Here is a 25,859-nt window from a genome sequence, read left to right as displayed (position 1 = left end):
TGGGGTGGTGACGGCCGGTGTGCGGGCCGCTCCGGTCGGGTGTCGCGAGACACTCCGCCTCGGGGACGAGCCCGCAGCCGCCGGTCAGTCGGCGGTCGCCTCCCCGCCGTCGGCGGCCGCGGGCGTCCCGGCCGGCGTCTCGGCCGACTCGGTCGCGGCGGTCTCGGTGGGGTCGGTGAACGCCGACCGGTGCACGGAGACGAAGTAGACGTACGGCGTCTTCGCCATCACGTCGACGAAGCTGATCAGCAGCGTGACGCCGATCGTCTCGACGTAGCCCAACCCGAGCGGGCCAGCCGCCCAGACGACCGGGTAGACGACCCACAACAGTCCGACGTGGTTCTGCAGCACCTCGAACAACCGTCGACGGGAGCCGCTCCGCTCGGCGGCCACGTCCGGTAACACGCCGTACAACGCGTACAACAGCCCGACGTAACACAGCGACGAGGTTGCGAACGCCGCCAGCCGGGTCGTCCCGCCCGTGACGACGCCCGCCCAGCCGACGACGACCATCGCCACGTCGACGGCGACGATCCACCCGGTCGTCCGCCGACTCGCGCCAGCGACGTGGGCGGTGTAGCCGATCAACACCGGCGTGGTGACGAGCCAGTCGACGTACCGCGGCACCGGCACCGTGACGCCACCGACGGAGACGAACCCGACGTCCAGCGCCATCAGCGCGTACGCGACTGCGGCCGCCACGGGAATCACCGCGATCCAGACGAACGCCCCGCGCTCGCGGGTCGCGGCGTCGCTGTCTGCCCACAGCCGGTACCAGACCACGGCACCCAACGCCATCCCGACGACACCCAGCGACAACGAGACCGTCTCGGCGGTCACCACCGTCGATCACCCCCGTCGGACCGCACGGCCGCCGGCTCCGCGTCGCCGGTCGCGGGCGACGGCTGGCCGTCGACCGCCAGGTCGAACCGGGCCAACTCCCCCGTCAGGTCGCTCGTCCGTGCCCGGAGCTCGTCGCTCGTGTCGAGCACCGCCTCGACGGCGTCGCCAGCCGTGTCCGTCGCCGAGACGACCGCCTCCGTGTTCTCCGCGATCGTGTCACCCACCGCGGCCACCTCGTCCACCTTGCTCGTGAGCCGTTGGGTCGAGGTGGCCTGTTCGTCGGTCGCGTCCGCGATCTCGGCGACCCCGTCGTCGATCCGGCCCACCGTCTCGGAGACCCGTTCCATCTCCGACACCGCACTCCGGGTCGTCTCCACGCTCCCGGCCAACGACTCGCTGGTCGTCCCGATCTGGTCGGTCGCGGCGCGCGTCTCCGCCCGCAGTTCCTCGATCGTATCGCCGATGGCGTCCGCCTGCTCGGCCGTCTCCTCGGCGAGACTCTTCACCTCGCTCGCGACGACTGCGAACCCGTCGCCGCCACCGCCGTTCCCGCCGGCCCTGGCGGCCTCGATCGAGGCGTTCAACGCCAACATGTTCGTCTGTTCGGCGATGTCGCCGATGATCTCGGCGACCTCGGTGATCTCCGCCGTGCGCTCGTCGACCCGTTCGATCCGGTCGACGGCGTCGGCCATCTCCGACTGGACCGTCTCGACCGTCTGGATCGCCTCGCCGGCGGTCGTCTGTGCCTCGTCGGCCGCCTCCGCGGCCGCGGTCGTCTCGCGGGCCACCTCGTCGGTCGTGGCGGCGATCTCCTCTGCCGTCGCCGAGAGGTCGTCCATCTCGTTGGTCGCCTCGCGGAGCTGGTGTCGTTGGTCGTCGACTGCCGTCGTCGTCTGTTCGGTGGCCGCCTCGACGTCCTCGGTGCCCGTCCCGATCTCCTCGGCGGCGTCCGCCACCGCGACGGTGCCGTCGTCGACCGCCTCCGCGAACGACACCACCTCCGCCAACGCCGCCTCCAGCTCGTCGAGAGTGGTGTTGAACTGCTCGCCGATCACCTCCATCGACTCGAACTCCTCGGTCGCTTCCACCTGCTCGACGTCGATCCGGCTGGAGAGATCACCCGTCGCGGCCTCCGCCATCGTCTCCGCGTACTGCTCCGCGATCTCCCGGTGTTGTCTGGCCAGCGTCCGTGCCTCCTCGCGTGCCGCCTCCGCCTCCTCGCGTGCCGTCTCGGCCGCCTCGATCCGGTCGGCCAGCTTCCGCCGCATCCGGTCGACGGAGTCGGCGACCCGCCCGAACTCGTCGGTCCGGTCCGTCTGGACGCGTTCTCCGAACTCTCCGTCGGCGATGGCCGCCGTCCGCCGTTCCAGGAACCGGAGCGTCGTGACCGTCGCCGTCCCCGTGATCGACCCGAGGACGAGCAACCCGACGAGCCCCGACAACACCGTCGTCGCGACGCTCCCGGTCACTACCCCAGTGGCGACGATCACCCCTCCGACGCCCGTGTAACCGACTGCCAGCTTCACCCCGTATCTGTCTCGCACAGGTCGTGGCATAAATCTCCGGTTCCTCCGCCCACCACTTCAGCGTTCTCGACGATTTATCAAAAATGATAGATAGAGCACCGTTCGTTCGATAAGTACAGAATTTCTACAGAAGTTCGAGCTGAGCAGAGACAAAGGTTTCTGTCCCAGTCGCACACGGCCTTCCGGCGCGGTCGACACCGACTGTTGGGGGGTAGCTCACCCCTCCAGCGCGGCGTGAGGGTCCTCCTCGTCCAACACCGCCTCGTAGAACGCGCGGTGGTCGTCCGCGACCGCCTCCCAGCCGCGTTCCTCGTACTCGACGGGTCCCTCGGCGGCGAGACCCCGTTCGATCCCGGCGGCGATGCTCGTCGAGTCGCGGTCGACGGAGATCAGACAGTCGTCGGGCAGCACCTCGGCGGCACCACACTCCGTCGAGACGACGCGGGTGCCGGCCGACAGCGCCTCCACGACCGTGATCCCGAACGGCTCCGACCGGGACGGGGAGACGAACAGATCCGCGGAGGCGTAGTAGTCCGGCAGCTCCGCCTCCGGGACGAAGCCGACGAACTCCGTCCGGTCGGCGACGCCGGCGAGTTCGGCGAACTTCCGGAGCTGTGCGGTGAGGTGGCCGGTGCCGCCGACGACCAGGGTCACGTCGTCCCGGCGCAGCTCCGAGAGGGCGTACAGGAGGTACTCGATCCCCTTCTGGTCCGTGTGACGACCGACGAAGAACAACATCGGCCCGTCGATCCCCAGTTCCGCCTTCACGTCGCGATCGCTCGGCTCCACCCGTGGGAACCCGTTGTGGATCACCGCCGCCTCCCCCTCGTACTCCCGGCGGAGCTTCCGGGCGGTGTAGTCGCTGACGGCGATCAGGTGGTCCGAGCGGTTGACCACCCGGCGTTCCGTCCGGCGCTCCCGGTCGGGCGGCTCCGCGTTCCGGTCGGACGACAGCGAGTGGAACGTCGTGACCCAGGGGACGCCGTGTTCCGACTGTGCGCGCGAACCGGGGTTGTAGCCGAACCAGTCGTGCGTGTGGATCAGGTCCGCGTCGGCGGCGTGGTCGACGAACGTCTCCGACAGCTGCCCGATGCGGGTGACGATGTCCCCGTCGCCGGTCTCGACGCCGTGAATCCCCGGACGGTCTGCGGGGGCGTACTCCGCAGGCAACACGAGTTCCACCGTCACCTCCTCGTCCGAGGTGAACTGCTCGTACAGCTCCCCGACGGCCGTGTCGAGCCCGCCGGTGACGTTCGGTGGGAACCCCCATCCCAGCATCAGCACGGTGTAGCTCATCGTCTCCCTCGTGGCGAGGCTCCCACTTAATGGGTCGCACGGGAGCGACACACGAGCTCGGGCCCGGAACGCGACTCTCCGGTCGTCACCGCGAGCCCGTGACGGCTCTGTCCGGGCGGGAACTGACGGGTGGATTCGACGGGAGTCCCGGAGTACGTCTGTCCGCGAAGCGGGCGACGACCCCCACGGACCGACCGCAGCCGATCCGACACGACTCGCCGTCGGCTCCTCGACGCTGGCGTCCTCGTCGTCCGTCTCCGACCCGACGCTCCGACCGGACGACGAACTCGCGGCCTCCGACGGTCGCCACGCCGACCGACCGGAGCGGGGTGGCTCGAGACGAGCCACTCGATTCCAGGGCCTGGGAACCACACCACGGTATTAGGTGGGCCTGCCCGCAACGAGCGCGTAGGTGTCTCAGATGGCTGCCAGCCCCCGCGAGACGGAGACGGACACGGACCGGGCGGAAGCCGCCGCGGCGGAGTCGGCGCTCGTCGGCTACCTCGAGCCGCGGTCCGACGGACCGGACGCCTACACCGTCGCGCCGGCCGACGCCGACGACGCTGACCTCGTCACGAACTGGCTCACCGTCTCCGCCGACGTGCTGCGGGACCTCTCGGAGATGCGGTGAGTTTCGTCCGAATCGCACACAGCCCGTCATAACTGTTCTGTCCGCTCTCACCGACTCGATATCGTCGTGGGGTGTGAGGTGTGGCCGCGAGAACCGTCGGCCGTGGAGTACCTCGTAGCGGTCGACGGCTCGTCGGACAGCGACCCGGCGGTTCGACACGCCGGGCGGCTCGCGGCGGCGACGGACGGACGCGTCTGGGTCGTTCACGCCGTCACCCCGCGGGAGTACGCCGCGGCGTGTTCCCCGGCGCCGACGGACGACAGCCGGTCCCCGGACATCGAGACGGCGGCGGCGCGCGGCGAGACCGCCGTCTCGGAGGCGGCCGCGCGGCTCCGAGGTGACGGCGTCACGGTTCCCGACACGCACCTCCTGTACGGGGAGCCGACGGAGACGATTCCGACGTTCGCCCGCGAACGGGCCGACGAGATCGTCGTCGGTCACCGTGGGCAGTCGAGCGCCTCGGACCGGGTCCTGGGTAGCGTCGCGGTCGGGCTGCTCGACCGGACGGACGTGCCGGTCACCGTCGTGGGGTAGCCCGAGGCGTACGGTTCATGTCGCCGGCGACGCTACGACGGGTATGACACGCCAGGCGGACGGCAACGAGGCGACGGACGACGGGACGGGCGCGACCGCGCGAGTGCTCGTCGGACTGACACTGTTCGCGGGGCTGATCGCACTCCTCGGAATCGCCGCGGTGTGGGCGTTCGCCTACGGCCCGTTGGCCTGACCGTCGCCGTCCGTGTCGTCCCCGTCGTAACACGCGGCGTCGACACGCGCGTCGTACAGCCGGGTCAGCAGGCTCGTCACCGGGCCGCCGCCGACGGCGACGCCGTCGACCGTCTCGACCGGCCGGATCTCTCGGATCGAGGAGGTGAGGAACGCCTCCTCGGCGTCGCGCACGTCGTCCGGCTCGAACCGCCCCTCCGTCACCGGGATCCCCTCCGACTCGGCGATCTCCACCACGGTCTCGCGGGTGATCCCCGGCAACACCGGCCCCTCCAGCGACGGCGTGTACAGCCCCCGTTCGTCGACGAACCAGAGGTTCGCCGCCGCCGCCTCCGCGACGTACCCCTCCCCGTCCAACACGAGCGCCTCGTCGGCGTCGCTCACGCGTGTCTCCAATCGCGCCAGAATCGGGTTGAGGTAGTTGTGGGTCTTCGCGCCCGCCGGGAGCGCGCGGTCGGGAACGCGACGGGTCTTGGCCGTCTGGAGCCGCGCCGGCTCCCCCCACGCCCGGTCCCCGTCGCTGCCGCCCGGCGCGAGCGGCGACACCGTCACGACGACCGTCGGGTCCGGGTCCGTCGGCGGAGTCAGCCCGCGCGTGTCCGGGCCGCGGGTGACGGACAGCTTCACCGCGGCCTCCCGGAGGTCGTTCGCGGCGACCGTCTCCACGATCCGGCCGCGGAGCGCGGCGTCCGACAGGGGCACCGGCAGCGACAGCGCCTCGGCGGACGCGCGGAGGCGGTCGGCGTGGGCGTCCCACCGGAACGGGACGCCGCCGTACACCCGGATCGTCTCGAACACGGCGTCGCCGTACGCGAACCCGCGGTCGTGGACGCTCACCGTCGCCTCGTCGGCCGCGACCAGTTCCCCGTCGACGTGGTACTGCAGGTCTCCCGTCGCCTCCTCGGCCATCGTCCGTGAGTCGTCGCCGGCGAAGGTGAATCCAGCGGCTCCCACCAGCGGGTACTCGGCTCCGAGTCGTCTTTCTGGGATTCCGGAACTGCGGGTAGATTTAAGCCCGTCCCACGGAACGATGCGGCTACATGACTGACTCGGAGCCACAACTGGAGGCACGACTCGCCGAGCAGGACTCCTTCGAGCCGCCGGAGACGTTCGTCGAGGACGCGAACGTCACCGATCCGGAGATCTACGAGACGTTCGAGGCGGAGTGGCCGGACTGCTGGGAACGGGCGGCCGAACTGTTGGACTGGGAGGAGTCGTACGACCAGGTGTTGGACGACTCGAACCCGCCGTTCTTCGAGTGGTTCACGGGCGGCTCGCTGAACGCCTCCGCGAACTGTCTCGACCGTCACCTGGACGAGCGGGGCGACGAGACGGCAATCGAGTGGGTGGGAGAGCCGACCGAGGAGGCCAACCGGACGTACACCTACCGGGAGCTGCACGATCGCGTGAACGAGTTCGCGGCCGGGCTGCGGGAGCTGGGGGTCGAGGCGGACGACGTGGTGACGCTGTACATGCCGATGATCCCGGAGCTCCCGATTGCGATGCTGGCGTGTGCGCGGATCGGTGCCCCCCACAGCGTCGTGTTCGCGGGCTTCTCCGCCGAGGCGTTGGCGACCCGGATGGAGGCGGCCGACTCCTCGTACCTCGTCACCTGTGACGGCTACTACCGCCGCGGGGACCCGTTGGACCACCTCGACAAAGCCGAGACCGGGCTGGCGGACGTGAGCCACGAGACGACGACGGTCGTGGCCGACCGGCTCCGCGACGGCGACGGATTCGGGCACGACCTCGGTCCAGACGAGTACGACTGGGACGAGTTGATGGCCGCCCACGAGGGGGCGACGGTGGATCCGGTCTCCCGTGACGCCGAAGACATGTTGTTCCTGATGTACACCTCCGGGACGACCGGACAGCCGAAGGGGGTGAAACACACGACCGGCGGGTACCTCTCGTGGACGGCCTGGACCTCGCAGGCGGTGTTGGACGTGAAGCCCGAGGACACCTACTTCTGTTCTGCGGACATCGGGTGGATCACCGGCCACAGCTACATCGTCTACGGCCCGCTCGCGCTCGGGACGACGACGATGATGTACGAGGGGACGCCGGACTACCCGGAGCAGGATCGGCTGTGGGAGATCGTCGAGGAGTACGAGGCGACGCAGTTGTACACCGCGCCGACGGCGATCCGGGCGTTCATGAAGTGGGGGACGGAGTACCCCGATCGACACGACCTGTCGTCGCTGCGACTCCTGGGGACGGTCGGCGAGCCGATCAACCCGCGGGCCTGGAAGTGGTACTACACACACGTCGGCGGCGAGGAGTGCCCGATCGTCGACACCTGGTGGCAGACGGAGACGGGTGGCATGATGGTGACGACGCTTCCGGGTGCCAAGACGATGAAGCCGGGCGCGGCTGGCCCGCCGTTGCCGGGCGTGGACGCGCAGGTCGTCGGCCCGGACGGTGAGCCCGTCGAGGCGGGGCAGGCGGGCTACCTCACGGTCCAACGGCCGTGGCCGGGGATGCTCCGGACGCTGTACCGCAACGACGAGCGGTACGTGCAGGAGTACTGGGCGGAGTACTCTGACACCGACAGCGACGACCCGGACGACTGGGTGTACTTCCCGGAGGACGGGGCGAAGGTGGACGAGGACGGCTACGTCACAGTGCTCGGACGCGTGGACGACGTGGTGAACGTCTCCGGCCACCGGCTGGGGACGATGGAGATCGAGTCGGCGATCGTCGGCGTCGAGGGGGTCGCGGAGGCGGCCGTCGTCGGCGGCGACCACGAGATGAAAGGTGAGGCCGTCTACACGTACGTCATCACGGAAGACGGGCAAGCGGAGACGGAGGCGTTCCGCGAGGAGATCGTCGCCGCAGTCGAGGACGCGATCGGCCCGATCGCGCGGCCGGAGTCGGTCGTGTTCACGCCGGAACTCCCGAAGACGCGCTCGGGGAAGATCATGCGGCGATTGTTGGAGGATCTGGCGAACGACGAGGAACTGGGTGACACCTCGACACTCCGGAACCCGGAGGTCGTGGAGAATCTGGAGTAGGGAGACGGCTCGGTCGTCGGGTTGTCCCTCTCGCGGCACCCATTAGTCGCTGCAGCACGCGCACGCGGACAGTCCGCACGGTGAGCCACCGCTCGTGTATCAGTCCGCAGTAACGACGGGCCCCAGAGATTACAAATGGAGACGGCAGCGGTGATGTATGGCAGTCGACTCGGAGGACGCCGAGCCCGAGGAAGGCCCCGACGAGGTGCTCCTCGGGAACGGCGACACGCTCTCCGAGCGAGTCGACCAGATCGATCTCGACGCGCTCGACGAGGAGGACACCTGCACGACCGACGAACTCCGGGACCGCCTGGACCTCTGACTCCCCCGGTCGGAGGGGTGCAGCACGACCGGAGTCGAACCCGTCGTCGTTATCGAAGAGTGACTGCAGACGACCTGTCCGGTGATGTCTTCACCGACGAAGTCACTGCCGAGGTTCTCGAAGACATCGGCGACCTGGAGGAGAAACTCACAGTTGGGACCGGTCGCCGACTGACGCGGTGGAGATTCTGACGACACAGACGACGAGGAACTCTACAGACGCCGACAGGGCGACTTTCGACTCTTCTTCGTCCGTGACGGATCGACGCTGTACTGTATCGGAGCCGGCCCTCGTCCGACCGCGTACGACCGCGATCTAGACACGATCGAAGCACGGGCGGAGACCGTCACAGATCGGGACGGCGAGTGAGACTCCCGTCTCCGACGTTGTCCGGTCCCGCCACGGATCGAATCAGTACGGCCACGATCCGTGACCCGCTCGATACGAGCGAGGGGAGCGCGGACGACTCCGAGAAGATCAGTCGTGGAGCGGTAGCGGTGCGGTGGCGGTGCGGGACAGCACTGGAATCGGGACGCGAGCGAGGCCCGTAGGGCCGAGCGAGCGCTCTTTTTGCTCGAGCTTTTTACCGTGAGTGGTGGGCGCCGCAGGCGCGCACCCGACGGAGAGAAGACCGGTCAGTGGTGAAAGAACCGAATCTTCGGCTCGTCGCCGCCGCCGACGGGCTGGAAGCAGACCCGGTCGAACCGTTCGTTGGGTTCGAGGTTGACCATGAGCCCGCCGGTGTGGTCGGTGACGGAGTGGTAACCGTCACCACAGACGGGACAGTCGTCTGGCGAGTCACCCGGTTCGTGGCAGGCACCGGTGCCGGCAGGCGGGACGGTCGGGTCGTCGCCGTCACTCGGATCCGACATACGCCGGGAGAGGTTCGGGGCGGTGAAAAGTAACCCGACGGGCTACCGGAGACTGTTAAGCGTTTCCCGTGTTCACGGGGGGTGAATTCCTCGGCTCCGGTTTATAGAGAACAGTGACGGAGAGGTATCCGAGAGATGCAACGCAGTCTCGTTCCCGTACTGACACTAGTACTGATGGCGGCGGCGATCCCCGCCGGGACGGCTCCGGCGGCGGCGGACGGCTTCGTCTCGGTCTCGACGGCGGTGGAGCCGTCACAGCCGGTCCCAGAAGAGGAGTTCACGATACAGACGACGATCAGTTCCTCCAGTGACACGACGACGGACTACCGACTCGTGGAGGCGGAGGTGCGACGCGGCTCCGGGCCGAACGCGGACCTCGTCTCCGAGGAGGGGTACCGTGCCGGGATCGGTCCCGGCACTAGAACGACGGTCGACGTCGACGCGACACTCAACGAGTCGGGCACCCACGAGGTGTTCGTTCGGCTGATCTTCCGCGACGGGACGGGCGACCGGCGGGTTCTGGTCCAGCCGGTGACGGTCCAGGTGATCGAGGGCCACCCGCAGACGGACGTGTCGACGGACGCGGCGCTGCCGGGTGACGACCAGACGATGACCGTCGGCGTCTCCAACGGGCTGGAGGCGGCCGTCAACAACGTGGAGTTGACCGTGGACAGCGACACCGTGGAGATTCGCAACCCGCGGCGCGTCGTGGCGACGATCGGCACGGGCGCGTCGATGTCGTTCGACTTCCGCACGACGCCGGCCGCGGAGACGACTCAGCCGGTGAACGTGACTGTCCGTTACACCTACGAGGGCGACCGGCGTGAGACGACGTACGAGCTCACGCCCGACTTCACGCCGACGAGCGACGTGGAGCACCCGCAGGTGGCGGTCGACACCGAAGCGGGCGAGCCGGGAGAGTCCCGGACGGTCTCGGTCAACCTCTCGAACGGGCTGGAGCAGACAGTCCGCAACGTGGAGCTACGACTCGCGGGTGACCGGATCGACGTGAGTGACACGCGTCGGGTGTCGGCTGCGGTGTCGGGCGGCGCGACCGAGACGTTCGAGTTCACGGTCACGCCGGAGGCGGAGACGAGCCTCCCGGTCAGAATCGAGCTCGCGTACACGACCGACGGTGAGCGCCGTGGGGTGGACTACGAGCTGCAGACGGACTTCAGTTCGGACGTCGAACCGACGGAGCACCCACAGCTCCAGCTGGACGTACAGGAGGCAGTCCCCGGAGCGACCCGATCGGTGAACGTCACGGTCGCCAACGGGCTGGAGCAGGGCGTACGCCAGGTGGGCGTGACGGTGTCTTCACCGGCAGTGAGGTTCAACTCGAACGAGCAGGTGCGGTCGACGCTCCAGGCCGGCGGGACCACACAGCTCCAGTTCTCGGCGGTCGCCGAGGAGGCCGGCAACTACCCGGTGAACGTGACGCTGGTGTACCGTGACGACGGTGTGCAACAGCGCGTCACTCGAACGTTCCAGGCGGACTTCAGTGCGCCCTCGAACCCCGGGCAGATCACACTGACCGGCGTCGAGGCGGTCGCGCGCGGCGACACCGTCGAGTTGTCGGCGACCGCGAGCAACGTCGGATCGGAGTCGGTCGACTCCGTCGTGGTGACGATCCCCGACTCGGCGGACGTGACCGGGACGGACTACTTCGTCGGCGGCGTCGACGCCAGCGACTTCTCGTCGTTCACGGTGTCGACGACGGCCGGCGAGAACGTCTCTACGCTCCCCGTTGAGGTGACGTACGTGGTCGACAACGTCGAGAAGACACTCACGGCGGAGGTCCCCGTCCAGCGACAGACGATCCAACGGCCGAGCCGCTCGTCGAGCAGCGGTGGGGGCGTTCCGCTTATCCCCATTGCGGCCGTGGGCGTACTCGTGATCGTGTTGGCGGTCGCGTACCGGGTTCGGGGGTGACTCTCGTGCCGGGAGACGAACCGACGGACGACGCGACACGCGCGGACGGTGGGACGGAGTCAGCCGGGGACGACGCCCCGGCCACCGGCGGGTTCGACCGGAAGTCGGCCGGCGACGTGGAGGCAGTCATCCCGGACGACTCCATCCTCCGCGGGCGCAACGTCGTCAAGGAGTACCAGACGGGTGACCAGCTCGTCAGAGCGCTGAAGGGGATCGACTTCGGAATCGCCCCGGGCGACTTCGTCGCCGTCGTCGGTCCCTCCGGCAGCGGGAAGTCGACGTTGTTGAACCTCCTGGGACTCCTCGACGTGCCGACCCGCGGCGAGGTGACGCTGGAGGGGCGAGACGTGGCGTCGTTCGACGACGCCGAGCGCACCCGCCAGCGCAAACAGGTGATCGGCTTCGTCTTCCAGAGCTTCTACCTGATCCCGACGCTGACGGCCCTGGAGAACGTCGAGATGCCGCGGATGCTCGACCGGACGCCGGAGAAGACTCGTCGGCGGGCCACGGAGCTGTTGGAACGCGTCGGACTCGGTGACCGACTGGACCACTACCCGGACGAGCTGTCGGGCGGACAGAAGCAACGCGTCGCCATCGCGCGGTCGCTCATCAACGACCCGCAACTGTTGTTGGCAGACGAGCCGACCGGGAACCTCGACCGCGACACCGGCGACCAGATCCTCGACCTGTTCGACGAGCTCCGGGAGGAGGAGGGAGTGGCGGTAGTGACCGTCACCCACGACGACTACGTCGCACAGGCCGCAGACCGCGTAGTCAACCTGATCGACGGTGAACTCCGCGAGAGCGGTGACGCCGCACAGGGCGCTGCCAGAGGCCCAGAGCCGGACGGGGGTGACACGGGGTGAGTCTGCTCCGGCGACTGACGGCACAGGTTCCGACGGTCGTGCTGGCACGTCGGAACGTCTCGCGTGCGACCACCCGTTCGGCGCTGGCGGTGCTGGCGATCGTCATCGGCGTCGTCGCAATCGGCGGGATCGGCGTCGGCGGCGAGGCGTTCAAACAGGACCAACTGGCGGCCTACGAGGGGTTCGGCGGGACGGCGACGGTGACGCCGGTGTTTCGCCCGGGCGACCCCGGGGGCCGGACGTTCGACGAACAGGAGATCAACCGCATTCGACAGGCGGCCGGCAGCGGTGAGATCGTCAAGACACGCTCGTTCAACGGGCTCGTGAACGGTCCGGACGGCGACCCGATCGTCTTCGCCAGCTCGACCGGAATCGACGATCCGTCGAAGTTCTACGAGGCGAAGGCGGGTGAGATTCCGGAGAACTTCGACCGGACGGTGGTCGTCGGCTCGGGGTTCGCCGACTCGAACGACGTGTCCGTCGGCGACAAGCTCCGGCTCGTCGGCGAGATCGACAAGGAGTACCGCGTCTCGGCGGTGCTGAAAGAACAGGGGAGTGGTGACCCGTTGCGGGCCGACCGCAGCGTGTTCGTCCCCAACTCCCAGTTCGACCGAGAGACGTACGACCGGCTCATCATCCAGGCGAACGTCCAGGTCGCCGGGATCGAGACGGTCGCCGAGAACGTCCGGTCGGAGCTGAACGGCCGGCAAGACACCGTCTCCGTGACGACGAGCCAGAGCCGGAAGGAGCAACAGGAACAGCAGTTCGAACTGATCAACCAGTTCCTGCTGGGGATCAGCGGGATCTCGCTCCTGGTCGCCGCGGTGACCATCGCCAACACGATGCTGATGTCCGCCATCGAGCGCGAGGGTGAGATCGGCGTCCTGCGTGCGGTGGGCTACTCGAAGTTCGCGGTCGTCCGGCTGCTCGTCGCGGAGGCGACGTTGCTGGGCGTCCTCGGTGTCGCCATCGGCGCGCCCGTGGCGCTCGGTGTCGGTGTCGTCGCCAACGAACTGCTCGTCGGCAATCCGTTGGCGTTCACCGAGACCGGCCTGTGGTACATCGGCGTCGGCGTCGCGTTCGGCGTGTTGACCGCCCTCGTGGGCGGACTGTACCCCGCCTGGCGGGCGGCGAACAAACGACCCGTGGAGGCGTTAGGATGAGCGGAGACGGTCTGTTGTACCGGTTGTTCGGCCGCGTCCCGGCGCTCGTGATCGCCCGCCGGAACATCTCGCGGGCGAAGACCCGGTCGGCGTTGGCGGCGCTGGCGATCGTCATCGGTGTCGTCGCCATCGGCGCCATCGGCGGCGGCAGCGTCGCGTTCAAGCAGAGCACGTTCGAGCTGATTCAGGATCAGGGCGCCAACAACGTCTACGTCCAGCCGGGCTTCGACGCGGACGACCGCACGTTCGACCGCGAGGAGCTCCTCGCGATCCGCGAGACGGTCGGTGCCGAGGGGGTGGTCGGCAACTACGGCGGGAGCGCACAGTTCCGGGAGCGTGCCGGCCGACGGACGGACGTGAGCACGACGTACACGGAAGACCCTCGGGTGTTGTACGAGATCGGCCGCGGGGAACTGCCGGTCAACTGGCGCAACAGCGTCGTGATCCGCGACGAGTTCGCCCGCGAGCACCGGCTGGGCGTCGGTGACCGGATCACGTTGTTCGTCGAAGAGGATCTCGGCGGCCAGACGGTCACCCGCAAGCGCACCTACCGAGTGTCTGCCGTGTTGGCGCCGACGAGTCAGTTCGGCGCCAGCGAGGTGTTCCTCCCGATGGAGCAGGCTCCGGCGGACGCCTTCACGGAGGTGCAGATCGCGGCGGCGGACGCGACCGCCGCCGAGTCGATCGCCGACGAACTGGACCGGGAGTTCAACGGGCGGGAGTCCGAGCTGTTCATCCTAGAGCTGTCGTCGCTCGTCAACTTCTTCAAGAACCTTGTCAACTCGATCAACCTGTTCCTGGTTGCGCTGGGGTCGATCTCGTTGATCGTGGCCGGCGTCGCCATCGCCAACACGATGCTGATGGCCGTCATCAAGCGCCGGGAGGAGATCGGCGTCTTACGGGCCGTCGGCTACCAGCGCGGCGACGTGTTGCGGGTGTTGTTGGTGGAGTCGGCGATGCTGGGCGCCATCGGCACGGCCGTCGGGGTGGTGTTGGCGACCGTGGCGACGATGATCGCCAACCAGATCTTCCTCGGTGGTCCGTTCGCGTTCACCCGGGAGGCGTTGCTGTACCTCGGTGGCTCGGCGGTGTTCGGAGTGTTGATCAGTCTGATCGCCGGGATCTACCCGGCTTGGCGGGCGGCCAACGACCGGCCGGTGGAGGCGCTCCGGGGGTAGTCAGAGCCCGGCCGGCCCGTTCTCGTCCGCGCGGTCACGGTACACCCGCAACAGCTCTTCGAGAATCATCCCCGGGCGGTCCGTGGCGTCGTAGTTCTCGTCGATGTACGCCTCTGCGGCCTCGAAGTCGTTGCGGAGCCCGTACTGTCGCACCGTGATGACGGCGTCGAGGAAGTCTCGGCCGCCGTCGGCTCCCAACAGCCGCGGTTGTTCGTCCAAGTCGAGTTCGTCCTTCAGCTCTCCGTAGTTGAACGTGGAGGGGTCGTACTCGTCGTCGACGAGCGCCAGGACGTACTCGGCGGAGAAGCGATAGAACTCCGACTTGCTCTCGAACACCCCGTTCTCGACGAGACTGTCGATCTCGTCGACGACCTCGTCGGGGTACCGCACGGTGTCCTTCGCCATACTCGTCTCTACCGGAGATTCACGGCGTGCGGTAAAGAAAGTTCGGGGGAGGACGCCCCACTGGCCCGTCAGCCCGCTCCGACGCCTGCTGGCGGTTTTCACGGCGTCAGACGGGCGTCAGACGCCGAGCAGACGCGCGGCAGACGCGAAACTGACGATATCGGTGCGCCCGGAGGCCACGCCACTCACTCTCGGCGTCGGGACAGCAGTGCCGCCACCGCGACGGCGACCACCGCGACGACGAATCCGAAGCCGGCCGCACCGACGGCCGTCCCCGTCGAGGTGGTCGTGGTGGCGACGAGCGTCGTCGGTGTCACGCCCACACGTCTACCGGCCGACGACAAGTACTTTGCCCGTCCGCTGTCGGGGTGGGTCGGATAGACACGCATTTGACCGACGACGCCGTACTCTGGAACGTGCAGGTCGTCGGCTACGCCACCCCGGAGACGGGACTGTACGTCGCCCGCGAGCGCGACGGCGAGCGGCAGGTGACGTTCGAGCCGTTGGAGCCCGGTCGGGAGCTGTCGTGGTCGCTGGGGGAGCGCCACTGTGCCGGGGTCGTCACCGACGGTGGACACCGGTCGTGTGACGCTCCGGCGGCGCCACACTGCGACCACCACACGTCGACGTGGGTGTGTGCTCGCTGCACCGGAACGTGTCTCAAAGACGAGATGGACTGTTACGACGACCACGCGATCTACCTCGCGGCGTTCCCGCCGGCGGCGTTCAAAGTCGGGGTCACCCGGCGCGAACGGCTGGAGACCCGGCTGCGCGAACAGGGTGCCGTCAGGGCCGCTCACCTCCGGACGGTCGAGAACGGCCGGATCGCCCGCGAGATCGAAGCCGGGGTCGCGGAGACGATGTCCGACCGCGTCCGGGTGTCGACGAAGGTCGACGGGCTCGGCCGTGCCGTCGACGAGACGGCCTGGACGGAACTGCTGTCGGAGTTCGACCCGCGAGAGACGTTCACCTTCGACTACGGGCTGTCGTTGGACGAGCGCCCGGTGGCGGAGACGCTCGCCAGCGGCACCGTCCGGGGTGCCCGTGGCCGCGTGGCCGTGTTGGACCGCAGCGGGACGGCGTACGCCGTCGACCTCCGGGATCTCGTCGGCTACGAGCTCCGGTCGGAGACGGACGACCGACAGCTCCAGTCCAGCCTGGGTGCGTTCTGACCGCCAGACGGGACGGCAAATTCTCGCCTCAGAGGAAGCCTTTTGAGTGGAATGCCCCGAACGTTACTTCACAGGTGTCAACAGGTGTCACACAGTGATCGGTCGATCAGAGACGACGTACGGGAGCTCGCGGCGCTGCTGGGCGACGTGGTAGAGCGGCAGGCTTCGCGGGAGGCGTTCGAGACGGTCGAGGGACTGCGGACGGACGCGATCGACTACCGTCGTGGGGAGCTCGACAGCCGTGATCCGCTGCGCGAACGACTCTCCGGGCTGGATCCGGAGACGGCCCGGACGGTCGCCCGGACGTTCGGGAGCTACTTCGAGTTGGTCAACCTCGCCGAGGAACGCCAGCGGGTCCGGACGGTGCGGGCCGGACGGGCGGCGGAGGAGCTGCCCGACGGCGTCGACGCGGCCGCGGCCGCGCTCGCGGACGCCGACCCGGAGGTAGCGCGGCAGGCGCTTGCGGACGTGTCCGTCGAGCCGACGTTCACGGCTCACCCGACCGAGGCCCGCCGCAAGACTGTGAAAGCGAAGCTCCGTCGGGTCGCGGACGCGGTCCGAGAGTTGGACGAGCGCCGGCTGACGGACGAGGAGGAGGCGGCCGTCTGGGCGGACGTGGAGGCAGTCGTCGAGAGCCTCTGGTCGACCCGTCAGGTGCGCGAGCGACGGCCGACGCCCGGCGACGAGGCGCGCAACGTCCGGTGGTACCTGGAGGGGCCGTTGTACGACGTGTTGCCGGAGCTGTACACGGACCTCTCCGACCGGCTGGCCGAGCACGGGGCCGACCTCTCCGTCCCGTCCGTGCTGTCGTTCCGGTCGTGGGCGGGCTCCGACCGTGACGGCAACCCGTACGTCACCGTCGAGACGACCAGCGAGACGCTGGCGAGTCAACGGACGGCCGTGTTGGAACGGTACGACGAGGAGCTGGCGGCGCTGGCGGGGGCGGTCAGCGGCGACAGTGACCGGATCGAACACACGGAGGCGTTCGAACGGGTGCAGACGGCCCACCGAGAGGCGTTGCCGACGGTCGCCGAGCGCGCCGCGGAGGCGTACCCGGGCGAGCCACACCGGGCGTTCGTCGCCGTCGTCCGCGAACGGGTGGCCCGGGTGGACGACCCTCGCCCAGGGGGCTACGACGACTCGGACGAGTTCCTCCAGGCGGTGGAGACGCTGGCGGCGGACCTCCGGGCGAACGGCCTGACAGCCGTCGCCCGCGAGGAAGTGGCGCCGTTGGCCCGGCGCGTGGAGACGTTCGGGTTCGTCCTCGCGCCGCTGGACCTGCGTGACCACCGCCAGAACCACACGGAGGCGGTGACGGAGCTCCTCGCCCGCGAGGACGCCGACTACGCGAACATGTCGGAGTCCGAACGGACACGGTTCCTCACGGACGCGATCGTCGCCGACGAGACGGTCGTCTCGCTGACGGACCGCGAGGAGCTGTCGGACACGGCGACCCGGGTCGCCCGGCGGTTCGACACGCTGGCCGACTGGCAGGCGGAGTACGGCGTCGAGGCGATCGACGCCTACTGCATCTCGATGACGGAGGAGGTGTCACACGTCCTGGAGGTGTTGTTCCTGGCGGACGCCGCGGGCGTGGTGTCGCTGCCGGACCACTGCGGTATCGACGTGGTGCCGTTGTTGGAGACAGCTTCGGCGCTGTCGAACGCCAGGCAGATCCTCGGCACGCTGTTCGAGAACGAGGCGTACGGGGCGGCACTGGCGGCCCGCGGCGACACCCAGGAGGTGATGCTGGGCTACTCCGACTCCAACAAGGAGAACGGGCCGTTGGCGGCCTCCTGGTACCTCCACCGCAACGCCCGGCAGCTCGCTCGGGTCGCCGACGACTTCGACGTGGACCTCCGACTGTTCCACGGCCGCGGGGGGTCGATCTCCCGCGGCGGCGGTCCGATGAACGACGCCTTACTCGCACTGCCGCCGGAGACGGCCACCGGGGAGGTGAAGTTCACCGAACAGGGGGAGGCCATCGCAGAGAAGTTCGCCACTCCGGAGGTGGCCCGGCGAGAGCTCGGGCTGATGGTGGACGGCCAGATCCGCGCCCGGCTCCGCGCGATGGAAGGCGACACCCCGCCCGTGGGCGAGGAGTGGCGGGCCGCGATGTCGACGATGGCGGAGGCCGCCCGGGAGCGCTACCGCTCGTTGTTGGAGACGGACGGGTTCGTCGAGTTCTTCGAGACGGTGACCCCGATCGGCGTGATCGAGGAGCTGAACCTGGGGTCGCGGCCGGCCTCGCGGAGCGACGACCGCACCGTCGAGGACCTCCGGGCGATCCCGTGGGTGTTCTCCTGGACGCAGTCCCGGGCGATCATCCCGGGGTGGTTCTCCGTCGCCGCCGGGATCGACGCCTACCTCGCCCCGGACGACGAGACGGTGGACACCGCCGCCCGTCGGACGACGCTGCGGGAGATGTACGAGGAGTGGCCGTTCTTCCGTACGACGATCGACAACGTCTCCGTGTCGCTGGCGCGCGTCGAGATGGAGATCGCCGCGGAGTACGCCGACCTGGCGCCCGACCACCTCCGCGAACGGTTCTTCCCGGAGATCCGCGCGGAGTACGACCGCGCCCTCGAGCTCGTCGGTGTCGTCACGGACGAAGACGAGCCGCTGAACCGGGAGTGGTTCCGGGAGACGCTGGACCGCCGGAACCCGTACGTCGACCCGTTGAGTCTGCTCCAGGTGGATCTGCTCTCGCGGTCACACCTCACGGACGTGGAGGAGCGCGCCCTGCGGCTCACCGTCACTGGAATCGCCTCCGGGATGAAGAACACCGGGTGAGCCACTCCCGGTCGGCAGAGCACGGCGACCGGGTGAGCCACTCCCGGTCGGCAGAGCACGGCGGCCGGGTGAGCCACTCCCGGTCGGCAGAGCACGGCGACCGGGTGAGCCACTCCCGGTCGGCAGAGTACGGCGACCGGGTGAGCTACTCTCTGCGGGTGAGTCGACGGAACACGACGGCGGGGAACCGGACCTCCACGCGGCTCGGCGGCCGGCCCTTCCCGGCCGTCTCCTCCGCCTGGATCCGTTCCAAGATCCCGACCTCGGCCAGTTCGTACAGCACTCGCCGGACGGTCGTCCCCGACAGGTCGACGGACGGGTCGTCGACGACCGCGTCCGTGGTCGTGCTCACGGAGGTGCGCTCGTCTGCCGGGAGGGCGGCAACGACCGCCAACACCCGGCGTCTGTTCTCCGGCAGCGACAGCACCCGCCCGAGCGAGACGGACGCACGCGGCACGGCGCGGATGGCGCCCGTCACGTCCGCCGCCGACACGGTCGCCCGGCCGTCCTGGCGGGCACGGTCGGCGGCGACGAACGCGGCCGCCAGCGCGTGGTGTGCGTTGCCGTCGGCCCACTCCGCGATCCGACGAGCGTGGTCGTACGCCAACACCCGCCGCCCGGTGCCGTCGTCCGCCCGGGCGGTCAACACGTCGACGAGCGCCTGGCGGCCGTAGCGGTCGATCTGGATCGACCGCGCGGTGTACTCTGTCAGCGACACCTCCGAGGGAGGGTCACGGCCGACGGCGAGCCACGACACCGTGCTCGGGAGGCCGGCGAACAGCTCCGCGAGCCGGTCGCCCGAGAGACTCCCCGGCTCGCCGACGTGGTCGACGGCGACGACGACGCCGACGGTCGCGTCGGCGAGCCGCTCGTGGATGCGTTCGCGCAGTTGTGTCGTTCCGACGCCGTGCTCGGGAACCTCCTCGTCGGCGAGCCCGTCGAGGACGGAGTGGTAGAAGCCGAACTCGCTGTCGGCGATCCGGGTGTCGACGGTCACGAACGACGGCACCGGCGGCGTACGCGCCCGGGTGGTCGTGTGGACGATGTCGCCCACCTTCGTCGAGAGACCGGCGAGGTGGTCGAACAACGCTCGGACGACGGCCGACTTCCCGGCGCCGAACGGACCGTACACGTAGGCGTTCGGCGGGAGCCGGCCGTCCAACGCCGGGTCGAGGTGGTCGAGCAACCGTTCCAGTGTCGGTCCTCGGCCGCTCGGCTCCGGGACGTGTGCGACCGGCGACAACGCCTCCAGGTCGATCAACCCCGTCTCCTCCCCCCCGGTCCGCCGCCGTCTCACGCGCGTCTCGATGTCCATCGTCCTCGTGACCCCGTGTGTTGGTCTACGTGTGTCTCGGCCGCGCCTCGTCTCTCTCTCTCGTCGCCGATACGCCTGTGTGTGTCGATGTGTTGTCACCCCGGTCGGGAGTACCGCGGGCTCAGAGGTAGCCCGCGCTCGGCAACACCCCCAGAATCGCCAGGACACCGACGAACAGCATCATGATACCGATCGCCATCGCCGGCGGGTCGACGTGGGTGCCCGAGTGGGAGTAGAACATCCGTTGGGTCACCTCACCGACGAGCGCGCTGGCGGCGCCGAACAGCCCACCGACCAGGACGATCAGCGGGTCGAACCCGACGGCGGGAGCGGCAACGGCGGCGCCGACGGAGCCGAGCAGCGTGATGTGGTGTGTCACCGGGATCTTCTCGACGCCCAGGTTGAGGAACAACAGGCTGATCGCCGACAGGCCGTAGCCGAGGAAGAAGCTCCCCGTCTCCAGCCAGATGAACCCCGCGAGTACGCCACCGACGAGCCCGATTGCGGTCACGCCCGCCCACTCGTACTGGTGGGGGAGCCACGGCTCCGTCGCCGGGCGACTGGAGACGGCGCCGCCGTCAGTCGCCGTCCGCTTCTCGTCGCGTTCGAACGGCCCCATGTCCAGCAGGCCGTCGCCGGCCGGCCGGCCGACGAGCGGGTAGCCGAACACCGGTCGCGCGAGGAACGCCGTCGTGAACACGGAGACGGCCAGGAAGTCCGTCGGCGGCATCACGCCGACGACGTTGATGAACAACCCGTTGAGGAACCGGAACAGGAGCATCCCGAGCGCACCGAAGATCGCGCCGACGGCGAGGATGTCCGGCTTCGTCCCGAAGGCGTACGTGATGTCCTTCCCGAAGTGGTAGCCCTCGTCTGCGGGGTTCATCTCCGGGTACTTCTTGCCGGCGTACGCGGAGGCGGCGACGCCGCCCGCGAACGCGATGTGTGGCCCGGTGATCGGCCCGAATCCGATTACGCCGGTGATCCCGGCAGCGAGTTCACCCGCCGGAATGTCCGCGACGGCGCCCACCTCGCGCTGGAGGATCGCCACTCCCTCGCCGAGGAAGACGACGAACCCGGTGAAGATGAACGCCGGCAGTGCGCCGACGGCGGCGCCGAACGCCCCGCCCGCGAGCGCCGTGACGAGCAGGAGCAGGAGCTGTTCGACACCGATTCCGAACACCGGCACCTGGAGTAACAGGCTCGGACTCATTCGTCACCCTCCTGTGCCCAGTCCAGCGAACGCTCGACGGCGTCACCCCAGCGGTCGTACATCCTGTCGGCCTTCTCCGGGTCCATATCCGGCTCGAACGTCTCGTCGATCTGCCAGTTCGACCGCAGCGAGTCCAGGTCCTCCCAGTAGTCGACGGCGAGCCCGGCGGCGTACGCCGACCCCAGCGCCGTCGTCTCGTCGACCTCCGGGCGAGCGATCTCCGTCTGGAGCACGTCCGCCTGGAGACCACACAGGAAGTCGTTCTTCACCGCGCCACCGTCGACGCGCAGCGTCGTGGTCTCGACGCCGGAGTCCGCCTCCATCGCGGCGCCGATGTCGCGCGTCTGGTAGGCGATCGACTCCAGAGTGGCCCGGACGATGTGTTCCTTCTCCGTGCCGCGAGTCATGCCGACCAGCGTCCCGCGGGCGCGGCCGTCCCAGTGAGGCGCGCCGAGCCCGGTGAACGCCGGCACCATGTAGACCCCGTCCGTCGAGTCGACCGAAGAGGCCAGTTCGGCCGTCTGTGCGGCGTTGTTGATCAGGTCGATGTCCTCTAGGAACTCGATGGCGGCGCCGGTGACGAAGATCGACCCCTCCAGCGCGTACTGGACGGGCTCACCCGACAGCTGGAACGCGACGGTCGTCAGCAGGCCGTTGTCCGACGACACCGCCTCCTCGCCCGTGTTCATGAGGTAGAAGGAGCCGGTGCCGTAGGTGTTCTTGGCGTCGCCGGCGTCGAAGCAGGTCTGTCCGAACAACGCGGCCTGTTGGTCGCCCAGCGCACCCGCGACCGGCACCTCGGCGCCCAGGAACCCGTCCGGGTCCGTCGCGCCGTACGTCGCCTCGTCGGCGGAGGGGCGAACCTCCGGCAGCATCTCCTGTGGGACGGAGAACTCCTCCAACAGTTCCTCGTCCCAGTCCATCGCCTCGATGTCGTACAGCATCGTCCGGGAGGCGTTCGTCACGTCGGTGATGTGGTTCCCGGTGAGCTTGTAGATCAGCCAGCTGTCGATGGTGCCCATCAGCAGTTCACCGTCGCGGGCCCGGTCGCGTAGGTCACGCGCCCGGCTGCTCTCCATCTTCAGCGGCTCCGCGTTGTCGAGGATCCACTCCGTCTTGGTCGCCGAGAAGTAGGCGTCGGCCTCCAGCCCGGTCTTCTCGCGGATCTCCTCCACGAGACCGTCGGCCTCCAGCTCTTCGACCCGATCGGTCGTCCGGCGGTCCTGCCAGACGAGCGCGTTGTACACCGGGCGACCGGTCTCCCGGTCCCAGACGATCGTCGTCTCGCGCTGATTGGTGATTCCGAGCGCCGCCAGCTGGTCTGCGCTCACACCGGCGTCGTCCAAGCCAGCGAGCACCACCTCTTCCGTGTTCTCCCAGATCTCGACGGGGTCGTGTTCGACCCAGCCGGGCTCCGGGTAGATCTGTTCGTGTGTCTCGTATGCGTTACCGACGACCTGGCCGTCGTGGTCGAACACCATGAACCGCGTGCCGGTCGTCCCCTGGTCGATTGCGCCAACGTACGTGTCTGTCATCTGTTGACTCCTGGCGACCCCCGCCGTGGGGCTCGCTTACCGCCGACAACTCTGAGGGATCATTATAAAAGTTACTGCCGAAGCGGGGCCGTCAGTGAAGATTTTCACTTCAGTGACGTGGGAATCGTTTGCACGAAGCGAAAAGACCGGTTTCTACCCGCCAGAGCGAGCGTTCTTTACCCTCCTCGGCAGCGCGTACGCACCGGGCTCGGCTCGCGCGCGGTCTTCTCGACTGGCGACCGCGAAATGCCAGTGAACTGAAGTGGTCGGGGGCCGAAGTGGCGTAGCGTGACACACTCGACGACGGTACTGGTGGTGGGTGGCGGCGTGACCGGGGTGGGCGTCGCACGGGACCTCGCTCTACGAGGCGTCGACGTGACGCTCGCGGAGGCGGGTGGGCTCGGCGGCGGCACCTCCGGACGTTCACACGGGCTGCTCCACAGCGGGGCGCGGTACGCGGAGTCGGACCCGGAGGGGGCCGCGGAGTGTCGCGCGGAGTCGACGACGGTCCGGGAGATCGCGGGCGCCTGTGTCCGAGAGACTCGAGGGCTGTTCGTCCAGCTGTCGTCCGACTCCGCCGACTACTTCGAACGGAAGCGCGAGGCGTGTGCCGACGTCGGCATCGAGACGGAGGTCGTCGACGGGGCGACGGCCCGCGAGGCGGTGCCGGATCTCGCCCCGGAGACGGAACGGGCGATGTGGGTGGACGACGCCGTGGTCTACCCCTCGCGGCTCGTCGCCGCGACCGCCGCCGACGCCGCCGACGCCGGCGCACGGATCCACACCCACAGCCCCGTCGTCGACGCGACCGTCACCGACGGCCGCGTCGCCTCCGTCACGGTCGGGGGAGAGTTAGACGAGACGGTAGAGCCGTCCGTCGTCGTCAACGCCACCGGCGCGTGGGCGGGCGACGTGGCGGAGACGTTCGGCGTCTCCGTCGGGATGGCACCCGCGAAGGGCGTGATGGTGTCCGTCGACTACGACGGTCCACACCCCGTGTTGAACCGCTGTCGCGAGCCGGACGACGGCGACATCGTCGTCCCGCACGCGGGCGAGACCGTGCTCGGGACGACCAGCGTCCCGGTGTCCGACCCGGACGACTACGAGCGCGAACAGTGGGAGGTGGACCGCTCCGTGACGGAGTGTGCGGCGATGCTCCCGCCGGTCGCCGACGCCGACGTGGTCCGGACCTGGTGGGGGGTCCGGCCGTTGTACGCCCCGGACGAGGACGGCACGGACCGTCGGGGGATCTCTCGGGGGTTCACCCTGCTCGACCACACCCGTGACGGCGTCGACAACGCCGTCAGCGTCGTCGGCGGGAAGCTCACCACCCACCGCCAGATGGCCGAGACGACCACGGACCACGTCTGCGACCGGCTGGGCGTCGACGAGGACTGCGTCACCGCCGACCGCCAGCTGCCGGGCGCCGACGACCCCGCTCGCCTCGACGAGTTCGTCACCCGCTACGACGCACACGGAGAGACGGACAGCGACGTGGTCGCCGCCGCCGACTGACGGCCCGTGGCGACCGGAAAGGCGAAGAACCCGACGGGCGAACCCCCGAGTATGCGATTCGACCGCCGAAGCGGCGTCTTCCTCCACGTCACCTCGCTGCCGGGACGGCACGGGATCGGTGACCTCGGTGACGGCGCCGTCGACTTCTTAGAGTTCTTAGACCGCGCGGACCAGTCGCTGTGGCAGGTGTGTCCGCTCGGTCCGACGACGGCTGCGGCCGGCCACTCCCCGTACCAGACCCTGTCGGGGTTCGCGGGCGAACCACTCCTGATCGACTTGGACGACCTCGGCGACCGGGGCTACCTCGACGACGGGGAACTGGAGCCGCCAGCCGGCGTCTCCGCGACGGAGACGGCCTACGATGCGGTCCGTGAGTTCAAGCGTGACCGGCTCCGGACGGCGTTCGAGCGGTTCCGCGACCACCCGGCCGACGGTGACCGGAACGCGTTCGAGACGTTCCGCGAGCGGGAGTCGGACTGGCTGGCCGACTACACCCTGTTCGCCGCGCTCCGAGAGCGCCACGACGGCGCCGCCTGGACGGACTGGCCGGCGCCCGTCCGCCGGCGGGACCCCGAGGCGCTGGCGGACGCCCGCGAGGAGCTGGCGACGGAAGTCGAGTTTCGAGCGTTCTGCCAGTGGCTGTTCGACGAGCAGTGGCGGCGGCTCCGCGAGGCGGCACACGACCGCGGGATCGAGATCGTCGGTGACCTCCCGATCTACGTCGCGTTCGACTCCGCGGACGTGTGGGCCGCGCCGGAGGCGTTCCTGTTGGACGACGACGGGACGCCGTCGGCGGTCGCCGGGGTCCCCCCGAACCCCGGTGACGACGGTCAGCGCTGGGGCAACCCCCTGTACGACTGGGACCGGCTCGCCGACCGCGGCTACGACTGGTGGCTGGGACGCCTCCGTCGACTGTTCGACCTCGTAGACGTGACCCGGATCGACCACTTCAAAGGGTTCGACGAGTTCTGGGCGATTCCGGCCGACGCCGACGACCCGGCCGCCGGGGAGTGGCGCGACGGTCCCGGCGCCGACTTCTTCCAGACGGTCGAACGAGAGCTCGGCGACCTCCCGTTCCTGGCCGAGGACCTGGGCTTTCTGGACCAGTCGACGGTCGCGCTCCGGGATCGGTTCGGCTTCCCCGGGATGCGGGTGCCGCAGTACGCCGACTGGTGTACCGAGGGTGACCGTTACCAGCCGATGCACTACCCGGCCGACAGCGTCGGATACACCTCGACACACGACACGGACACGTTCGCGGGCTACTACGCCGACCTCCCGGGCGACCAGCGCGACTGTCTCCACTACAACCTCGGCTCCGACGGCGAGGAGGTGACCTGGGACGTGATCGAGGCGGTGTGGAACTCCGAGGCCGGACTGGCGATCACGACCGTCCAGGACCTGCTCGGGCTCGGCAGTGAGGCGCGGTTCAACACCCCCGGGACCGCCGAGGGGAACTGGCGGTGGCGCGTCACCGCCGAGCAGTTGGACGGCGCGGTCGCCGACCGGCTGGCGCGGATCACCGACGCGACCCTCCGGTGA

General features: G+C 69.1%; 24 protein-coding genes. 14 read left to right on the top strand and 10 right to left on the bottom strand.

Translation table 11 applies throughout. The annotated features are described in order from the left end of the window. Positions 1-84: 84 nt before the first annotated feature. From RYH79_RS08935 to RYH79_RS08925, 3 genes are all read right to left on the bottom strand, one after another. Complete coding sequence (locus RYH79_RS08935) at positions 85-840, bottom strand: bacteriorhodopsin (protein ID WP_370898279.1); 756 nt, start codon at positions 838-840, stop codon at positions 85-87. Further along, on the bottom strand, positions 837-2,399 hold the full coding sequence (locus tag RYH79_RS08930) for a methyl-accepting chemotaxis protein (protein WP_370898277.1): 1,563 nt from the start codon (positions 2,397-2,399) through the stop codon (positions 837-839). Before RYH79_RS08930 ends, RYH79_RS08935 begins: the two co-directional genes overlap by 4 nt. Positions 2,400-2,585: 186 nt before the next feature. Beyond that, positions 2,586-3,647 carry a glycosyltransferase family 4 protein gene (locus RYH79_RS08925; protein WP_370900833.1) on the bottom strand — a complete coding sequence of 354 codons (1,062 nt, stop codon included), beginning with the start codon at positions 3,645-3,647 and terminating at the stop codon, positions 2,586-2,588. A 439-nt stretch (positions 3,648-4,086) separates the two neighbouring features. Between RYH79_RS08925 and RYH79_RS08920 the strand changes: the two genes are divergently transcribed. The 3 genes from RYH79_RS08920 to RYH79_RS08910 all read left to right on the top strand — a co-directional run bounded on the left by RYH79_RS08920 (position 4,087) and on the right by RYH79_RS08910 (position 5,023). Beyond that, positions 4,087-4,296 carry a DUF7511 domain-containing protein gene (locus RYH79_RS08920; protein ID WP_370898275.1) on the top strand — a complete coding sequence of 70 codons (210 nt, stop codon included), beginning with the start codon at positions 4,087-4,089 and terminating at the stop codon, positions 4,294-4,296. Positions 4,297-4,398: 102 nt separating this feature from the next. Next, complete coding sequence (locus RYH79_RS08915; protein WP_370898273.1) at positions 4,399-4,830, top strand: universal stress protein; 432 nt, start codon at positions 4,399-4,401, stop codon at positions 4,828-4,830. Positions 4,831-4,873: 43 nt separating this feature from the next. Continuing rightward, on the top strand, positions 4,874-5,023 hold the full coding sequence (locus tag RYH79_RS08910; RefSeq protein ID WP_370898271.1) for a hypothetical protein: 150 nt from the start codon (positions 4,874-4,876) through the stop codon (positions 5,021-5,023). Here RYH79_RS08910 and RYH79_RS08905 read toward each other — a convergent pair. After that, a complete protein-coding gene (locus tag RYH79_RS08905; protein ID WP_370900831.1) occupies positions 5,005-5,931 on the bottom strand; it encodes an aminotransferase class IV in 927 nt (308 codons plus the stop codon). The genes RYH79_RS08910 and RYH79_RS08905 overlap by 19 nt on opposite strands. Before the next feature lie 131 nt (positions 5,932-6,062). Between RYH79_RS08905 and acs the strand changes: the two genes are divergently transcribed. From acs to RYH79_RS08890, 3 genes are all read left to right on the top strand, one after another. Further along, positions 6,063-8,036, top strand: coding sequence for an acetate--CoA ligase (acs, locus tag RYH79_RS08900; protein ID WP_370898269.1), 1,974 nt, complete (start codon positions 6,063-6,065; stop codon positions 8,034-8,036). A gap of 157 nt (positions 8,037-8,193) precedes the next feature. Continuing rightward, positions 8,194-8,358: a hypothetical protein gene (locus RYH79_RS08895; RefSeq protein WP_370898267.1), complete on the top strand. Its 165-nt coding sequence runs from the start codon at positions 8,194-8,196 to the stop codon at positions 8,356-8,358. Between the two features lie 59 nt (positions 8,359-8,417). Further along, a complete protein-coding gene (locus tag RYH79_RS08890; protein ID WP_370898265.1) occupies positions 8,418-8,549 on the top strand; it encodes a hypothetical protein in 132 nt (43 codons plus the stop codon). Between the two features lie 444 nt (positions 8,550-8,993). Here RYH79_RS08890 and RYH79_RS08885 read toward each other — a convergent pair whose 3' ends face one another. Continuing rightward, positions 8,994-9,230 carry a DUF8145 family protein gene (locus RYH79_RS08885; RefSeq protein WP_370898263.1) on the bottom strand — a complete coding sequence of 79 codons (237 nt, stop codon included), beginning with the start codon at positions 9,228-9,230 and terminating at the stop codon, positions 8,994-8,996. Positions 9,231-9,365: 135 nt separating this feature from the next. Here RYH79_RS08885 and RYH79_RS08880 point away from each other — a divergent pair, with 135 nt between their 5' ends. The 4 genes from RYH79_RS08880 to RYH79_RS08865 are packed head-to-tail and all read left to right on the top strand — an operon-like array spanning position 9,366 to position 14,369. Continuing rightward, positions 9,366-11,162 (top strand): COG1361 family protein, encoded by a 1,797-nt coding sequence (locus RYH79_RS08880; protein ID WP_370898261.1) that lies wholly within the window; start codon positions 9,366-9,368, stop codon positions 11,160-11,162. Positions 11,163-11,167: 5 nt separating this feature from the next. Beyond that, on the top strand, positions 11,168-12,028 hold the full coding sequence (locus RYH79_RS08875; protein ID WP_370898259.1) for an ABC transporter ATP-binding protein: 861 nt from the start codon (positions 11,168-11,170) through the stop codon (positions 12,026-12,028). Next, entirely contained in the window at positions 12,025-13,191 is a 1,167-nt protein-coding gene (locus RYH79_RS08870) for an ABC transporter permease (protein ID WP_370898258.1), read from the top strand. The genes RYH79_RS08875 and RYH79_RS08870 overlap by 4 nt, the downstream gene beginning before the upstream one ends. Next, positions 13,188-14,369 carry an ABC transporter permease gene (locus RYH79_RS08865; RefSeq protein WP_370898256.1) on the top strand — a complete coding sequence of 394 codons (1,182 nt, stop codon included), beginning with the start codon at positions 13,188-13,190 and terminating at the stop codon, positions 14,367-14,369. Before RYH79_RS08870 ends, RYH79_RS08865 begins: the two co-directional genes overlap by 4 nt. Here the strand turns inward: RYH79_RS08865 and RYH79_RS08860 are convergent, their stop codons facing one another. Together RYH79_RS08860 and RYH79_RS08855 are read right to left on the bottom strand one after the other, a co-directional pair. Next, complete coding sequence (locus RYH79_RS08860; protein ID WP_370898254.1) at positions 14,370-14,774, bottom strand: ribbon-helix-helix domain-containing protein; 405 nt, start codon at positions 14,772-14,774, stop codon at positions 14,370-14,372. It abuts the gene before it with no gap. Between the two features lie 185 nt (positions 14,775-14,959). Further along, on the bottom strand, positions 14,960-15,091 hold the full coding sequence (locus RYH79_RS08855; protein ID WP_370898252.1) for a hypothetical protein: 132 nt from the start codon (positions 15,089-15,091) through the stop codon (positions 14,960-14,962). A gap of 99 nt (positions 15,092-15,190) precedes the next feature. Here RYH79_RS08855 and RYH79_RS08850 point away from each other — a divergent pair, with 99 nt between their 5' ends. Together RYH79_RS08850 and RYH79_RS08845 are read left to right on the top strand one after the other, a co-directional pair. Further along, the gene (locus RYH79_RS08850) at positions 15,191-15,946 is read left to right on the top strand and encodes a DUF2797 domain-containing protein (protein ID WP_370898250.1); all 756 of its coding nucleotides are present in this window, start codon (positions 15,191-15,193) and stop codon (positions 15,944-15,946) included. Positions 15,947-16,030: 84 nt separating this feature from the next. Continuing rightward, complete coding sequence (locus RYH79_RS08845) at positions 16,031-18,739, top strand: phosphoenolpyruvate carboxylase (RefSeq protein WP_370898248.1); 2,709 nt, start codon at positions 16,031-16,033, stop codon at positions 18,737-18,739. 145 nt (positions 18,740-18,884) lie between these two features. On the opposite strand, the gene RYH79_RS08840 is transcribed toward RYH79_RS08845, so the two are convergent. From RYH79_RS08840 to glpK, 3 genes are all read right to left on the bottom strand, one after another. Then, on the bottom strand, positions 18,885-20,054 hold the full coding sequence (locus RYH79_RS08840; protein ID WP_370898246.1) for a Cdc6/Cdc18 family protein: 1,170 nt from the start codon (positions 20,052-20,054) through the stop codon (positions 18,885-18,887). Positions 20,055-20,175: 121 nt separating this feature from the next. Beyond that, positions 20,176-21,267 carry a DUF7973 family transport facilitator gene (locus RYH79_RS08835; RefSeq protein WP_370898244.1) on the bottom strand — a complete coding sequence of 364 codons (1,092 nt, stop codon included), beginning with the start codon at positions 21,265-21,267 and terminating at the stop codon, positions 20,176-20,178. Continuing rightward, positions 21,264-22,802, bottom strand: a complete 1,539-nt coding sequence (gene glpK / locus RYH79_RS08830; RefSeq protein ID WP_370898242.1) for a glycerol kinase GlpK — start codon at positions 22,800-22,802, stop codon at positions 21,264-21,266. Before glpK ends, RYH79_RS08835 begins: the two co-directional genes overlap by 4 nt. Before the next feature lie 288 nt (positions 22,803-23,090). Here glpK and RYH79_RS08825 point away from each other — a divergent pair, with 288 nt between their 5' ends. Then, positions 23,091-24,317 carry an FAD-dependent oxidoreductase gene (locus RYH79_RS08825; RefSeq protein ID WP_370898240.1) on the top strand — a complete coding sequence of 409 codons (1,227 nt, stop codon included), beginning with the start codon at positions 23,091-23,093 and terminating at the stop codon, positions 24,315-24,317. Positions 24,318-24,368: 51 nt separating this feature from the next. Then, positions 24,369-25,859 carry a 4-alpha-glucanotransferase gene (gene malQ / locus RYH79_RS08820; protein ID WP_370898238.1) on the top strand — a complete coding sequence of 497 codons (1,491 nt, stop codon included), beginning with the start codon at positions 24,369-24,371 and terminating at the stop codon, positions 25,857-25,859.

This window comes from Halobaculum sp. MBLA0143 (assembly GCF_041361465.1).
Lineage (GTDB): Archaea > Halobacteriota > Halobacteria > Halobacteriales > Haloferacaceae > JAHENP01.
Note: the sequence above shows the minus strand (reverse complement) of the source record. Positions and strands in the feature narration are given on the sequence as shown.

Bases quoted from the DNA above. Each gene is read 5' to 3' on its own strand.
- RYH79_RS08885 (WP_370898263.1), bottom strand. From the start codon at position 9,230: ATGTCGGATCCGAGTGACGGCGACGACCCGACCGTCCCGCCTGCCGGC.
- acs (WP_370898269.1), top strand. From the start codon at position 6,063: ATGACTGACTCGGAGCCACAACTGGAGGCACGACTCGCCGAGCAGGAC.
- RYH79_RS08860 (WP_370898254.1), bottom strand. From the start codon at position 14,774: ATGGCGAAGGACACCGTGCGGTACCCCGACGAGGTCGTCGACGAGATC.
- glpK (WP_370898242.1), bottom strand. From the start codon at position 22,802: ATGACAGACACGTACGTTGGCGCAATCGACCAGGGGACGACCGGCACG.
- RYH79_RS08835 (WP_370898244.1), bottom strand. From the start codon at position 21,267: ATGAGTCCGAGCCTGTTACTCCAGGTGCCGGTGTTCGGAATCGGTGTC.
- RYH79_RS08905 (WP_370900831.1), bottom strand. From the start codon at position 5,931: ATGGCCGAGGAGGCGACGGGAGACCTGCAGTACCACGTCGACGGGGAA.
- RYH79_RS08925 (WP_370900833.1), bottom strand. From the start codon at position 3,647: ATGCTGGGATGGGGGTTCCCACCGAACGTCACCGGCGGGCTCGACACG.
- malQ (WP_370898238.1), top strand. From the start codon at position 24,369: ATGCGATTCGACCGCCGAAGCGGCGTCTTCCTCCACGTCACCTCGCTG.
- RYH79_RS08895 (WP_370898267.1), top strand. From the start codon at position 8,194: ATGGCAGTCGACTCGGAGGACGCCGAGCCCGAGGAAGGCCCCGACGAG.
- RYH79_RS08920 (WP_370898275.1), top strand. From the start codon at position 4,087: ATGGCTGCCAGCCCCCGCGAGACGGAGACGGACACGGACCGGGCGGAA.
- RYH79_RS08880 (WP_370898261.1), top strand. From the start codon at position 9,366: ATGCAACGCAGTCTCGTTCCCGTACTGACACTAGTACTGATGGCGGCG.
- RYH79_RS08865 (WP_370898256.1), top strand. From the start codon at position 13,188: ATGAGCGGAGACGGTCTGTTGTACCGGTTGTTCGGCCGCGTCCCGGCG.
- RYH79_RS08840 (WP_370898246.1), bottom strand. From the start codon at position 20,054: ATGGACATCGAGACGCGCGTGAGACGGCGGCGGACCGGGGGGGAGGAG.
- RYH79_RS08930 (WP_370898277.1), bottom strand. From the start codon at position 2,399: ATGCCACGACCTGTGCGAGACAGATACGGGGTGAAGCTGGCAGTCGGT.
- RYH79_RS08910 (WP_370898271.1), top strand. From the start codon at position 4,874: ATGACACGCCAGGCGGACGGCAACGAGGCGACGGACGACGGGACGGGC.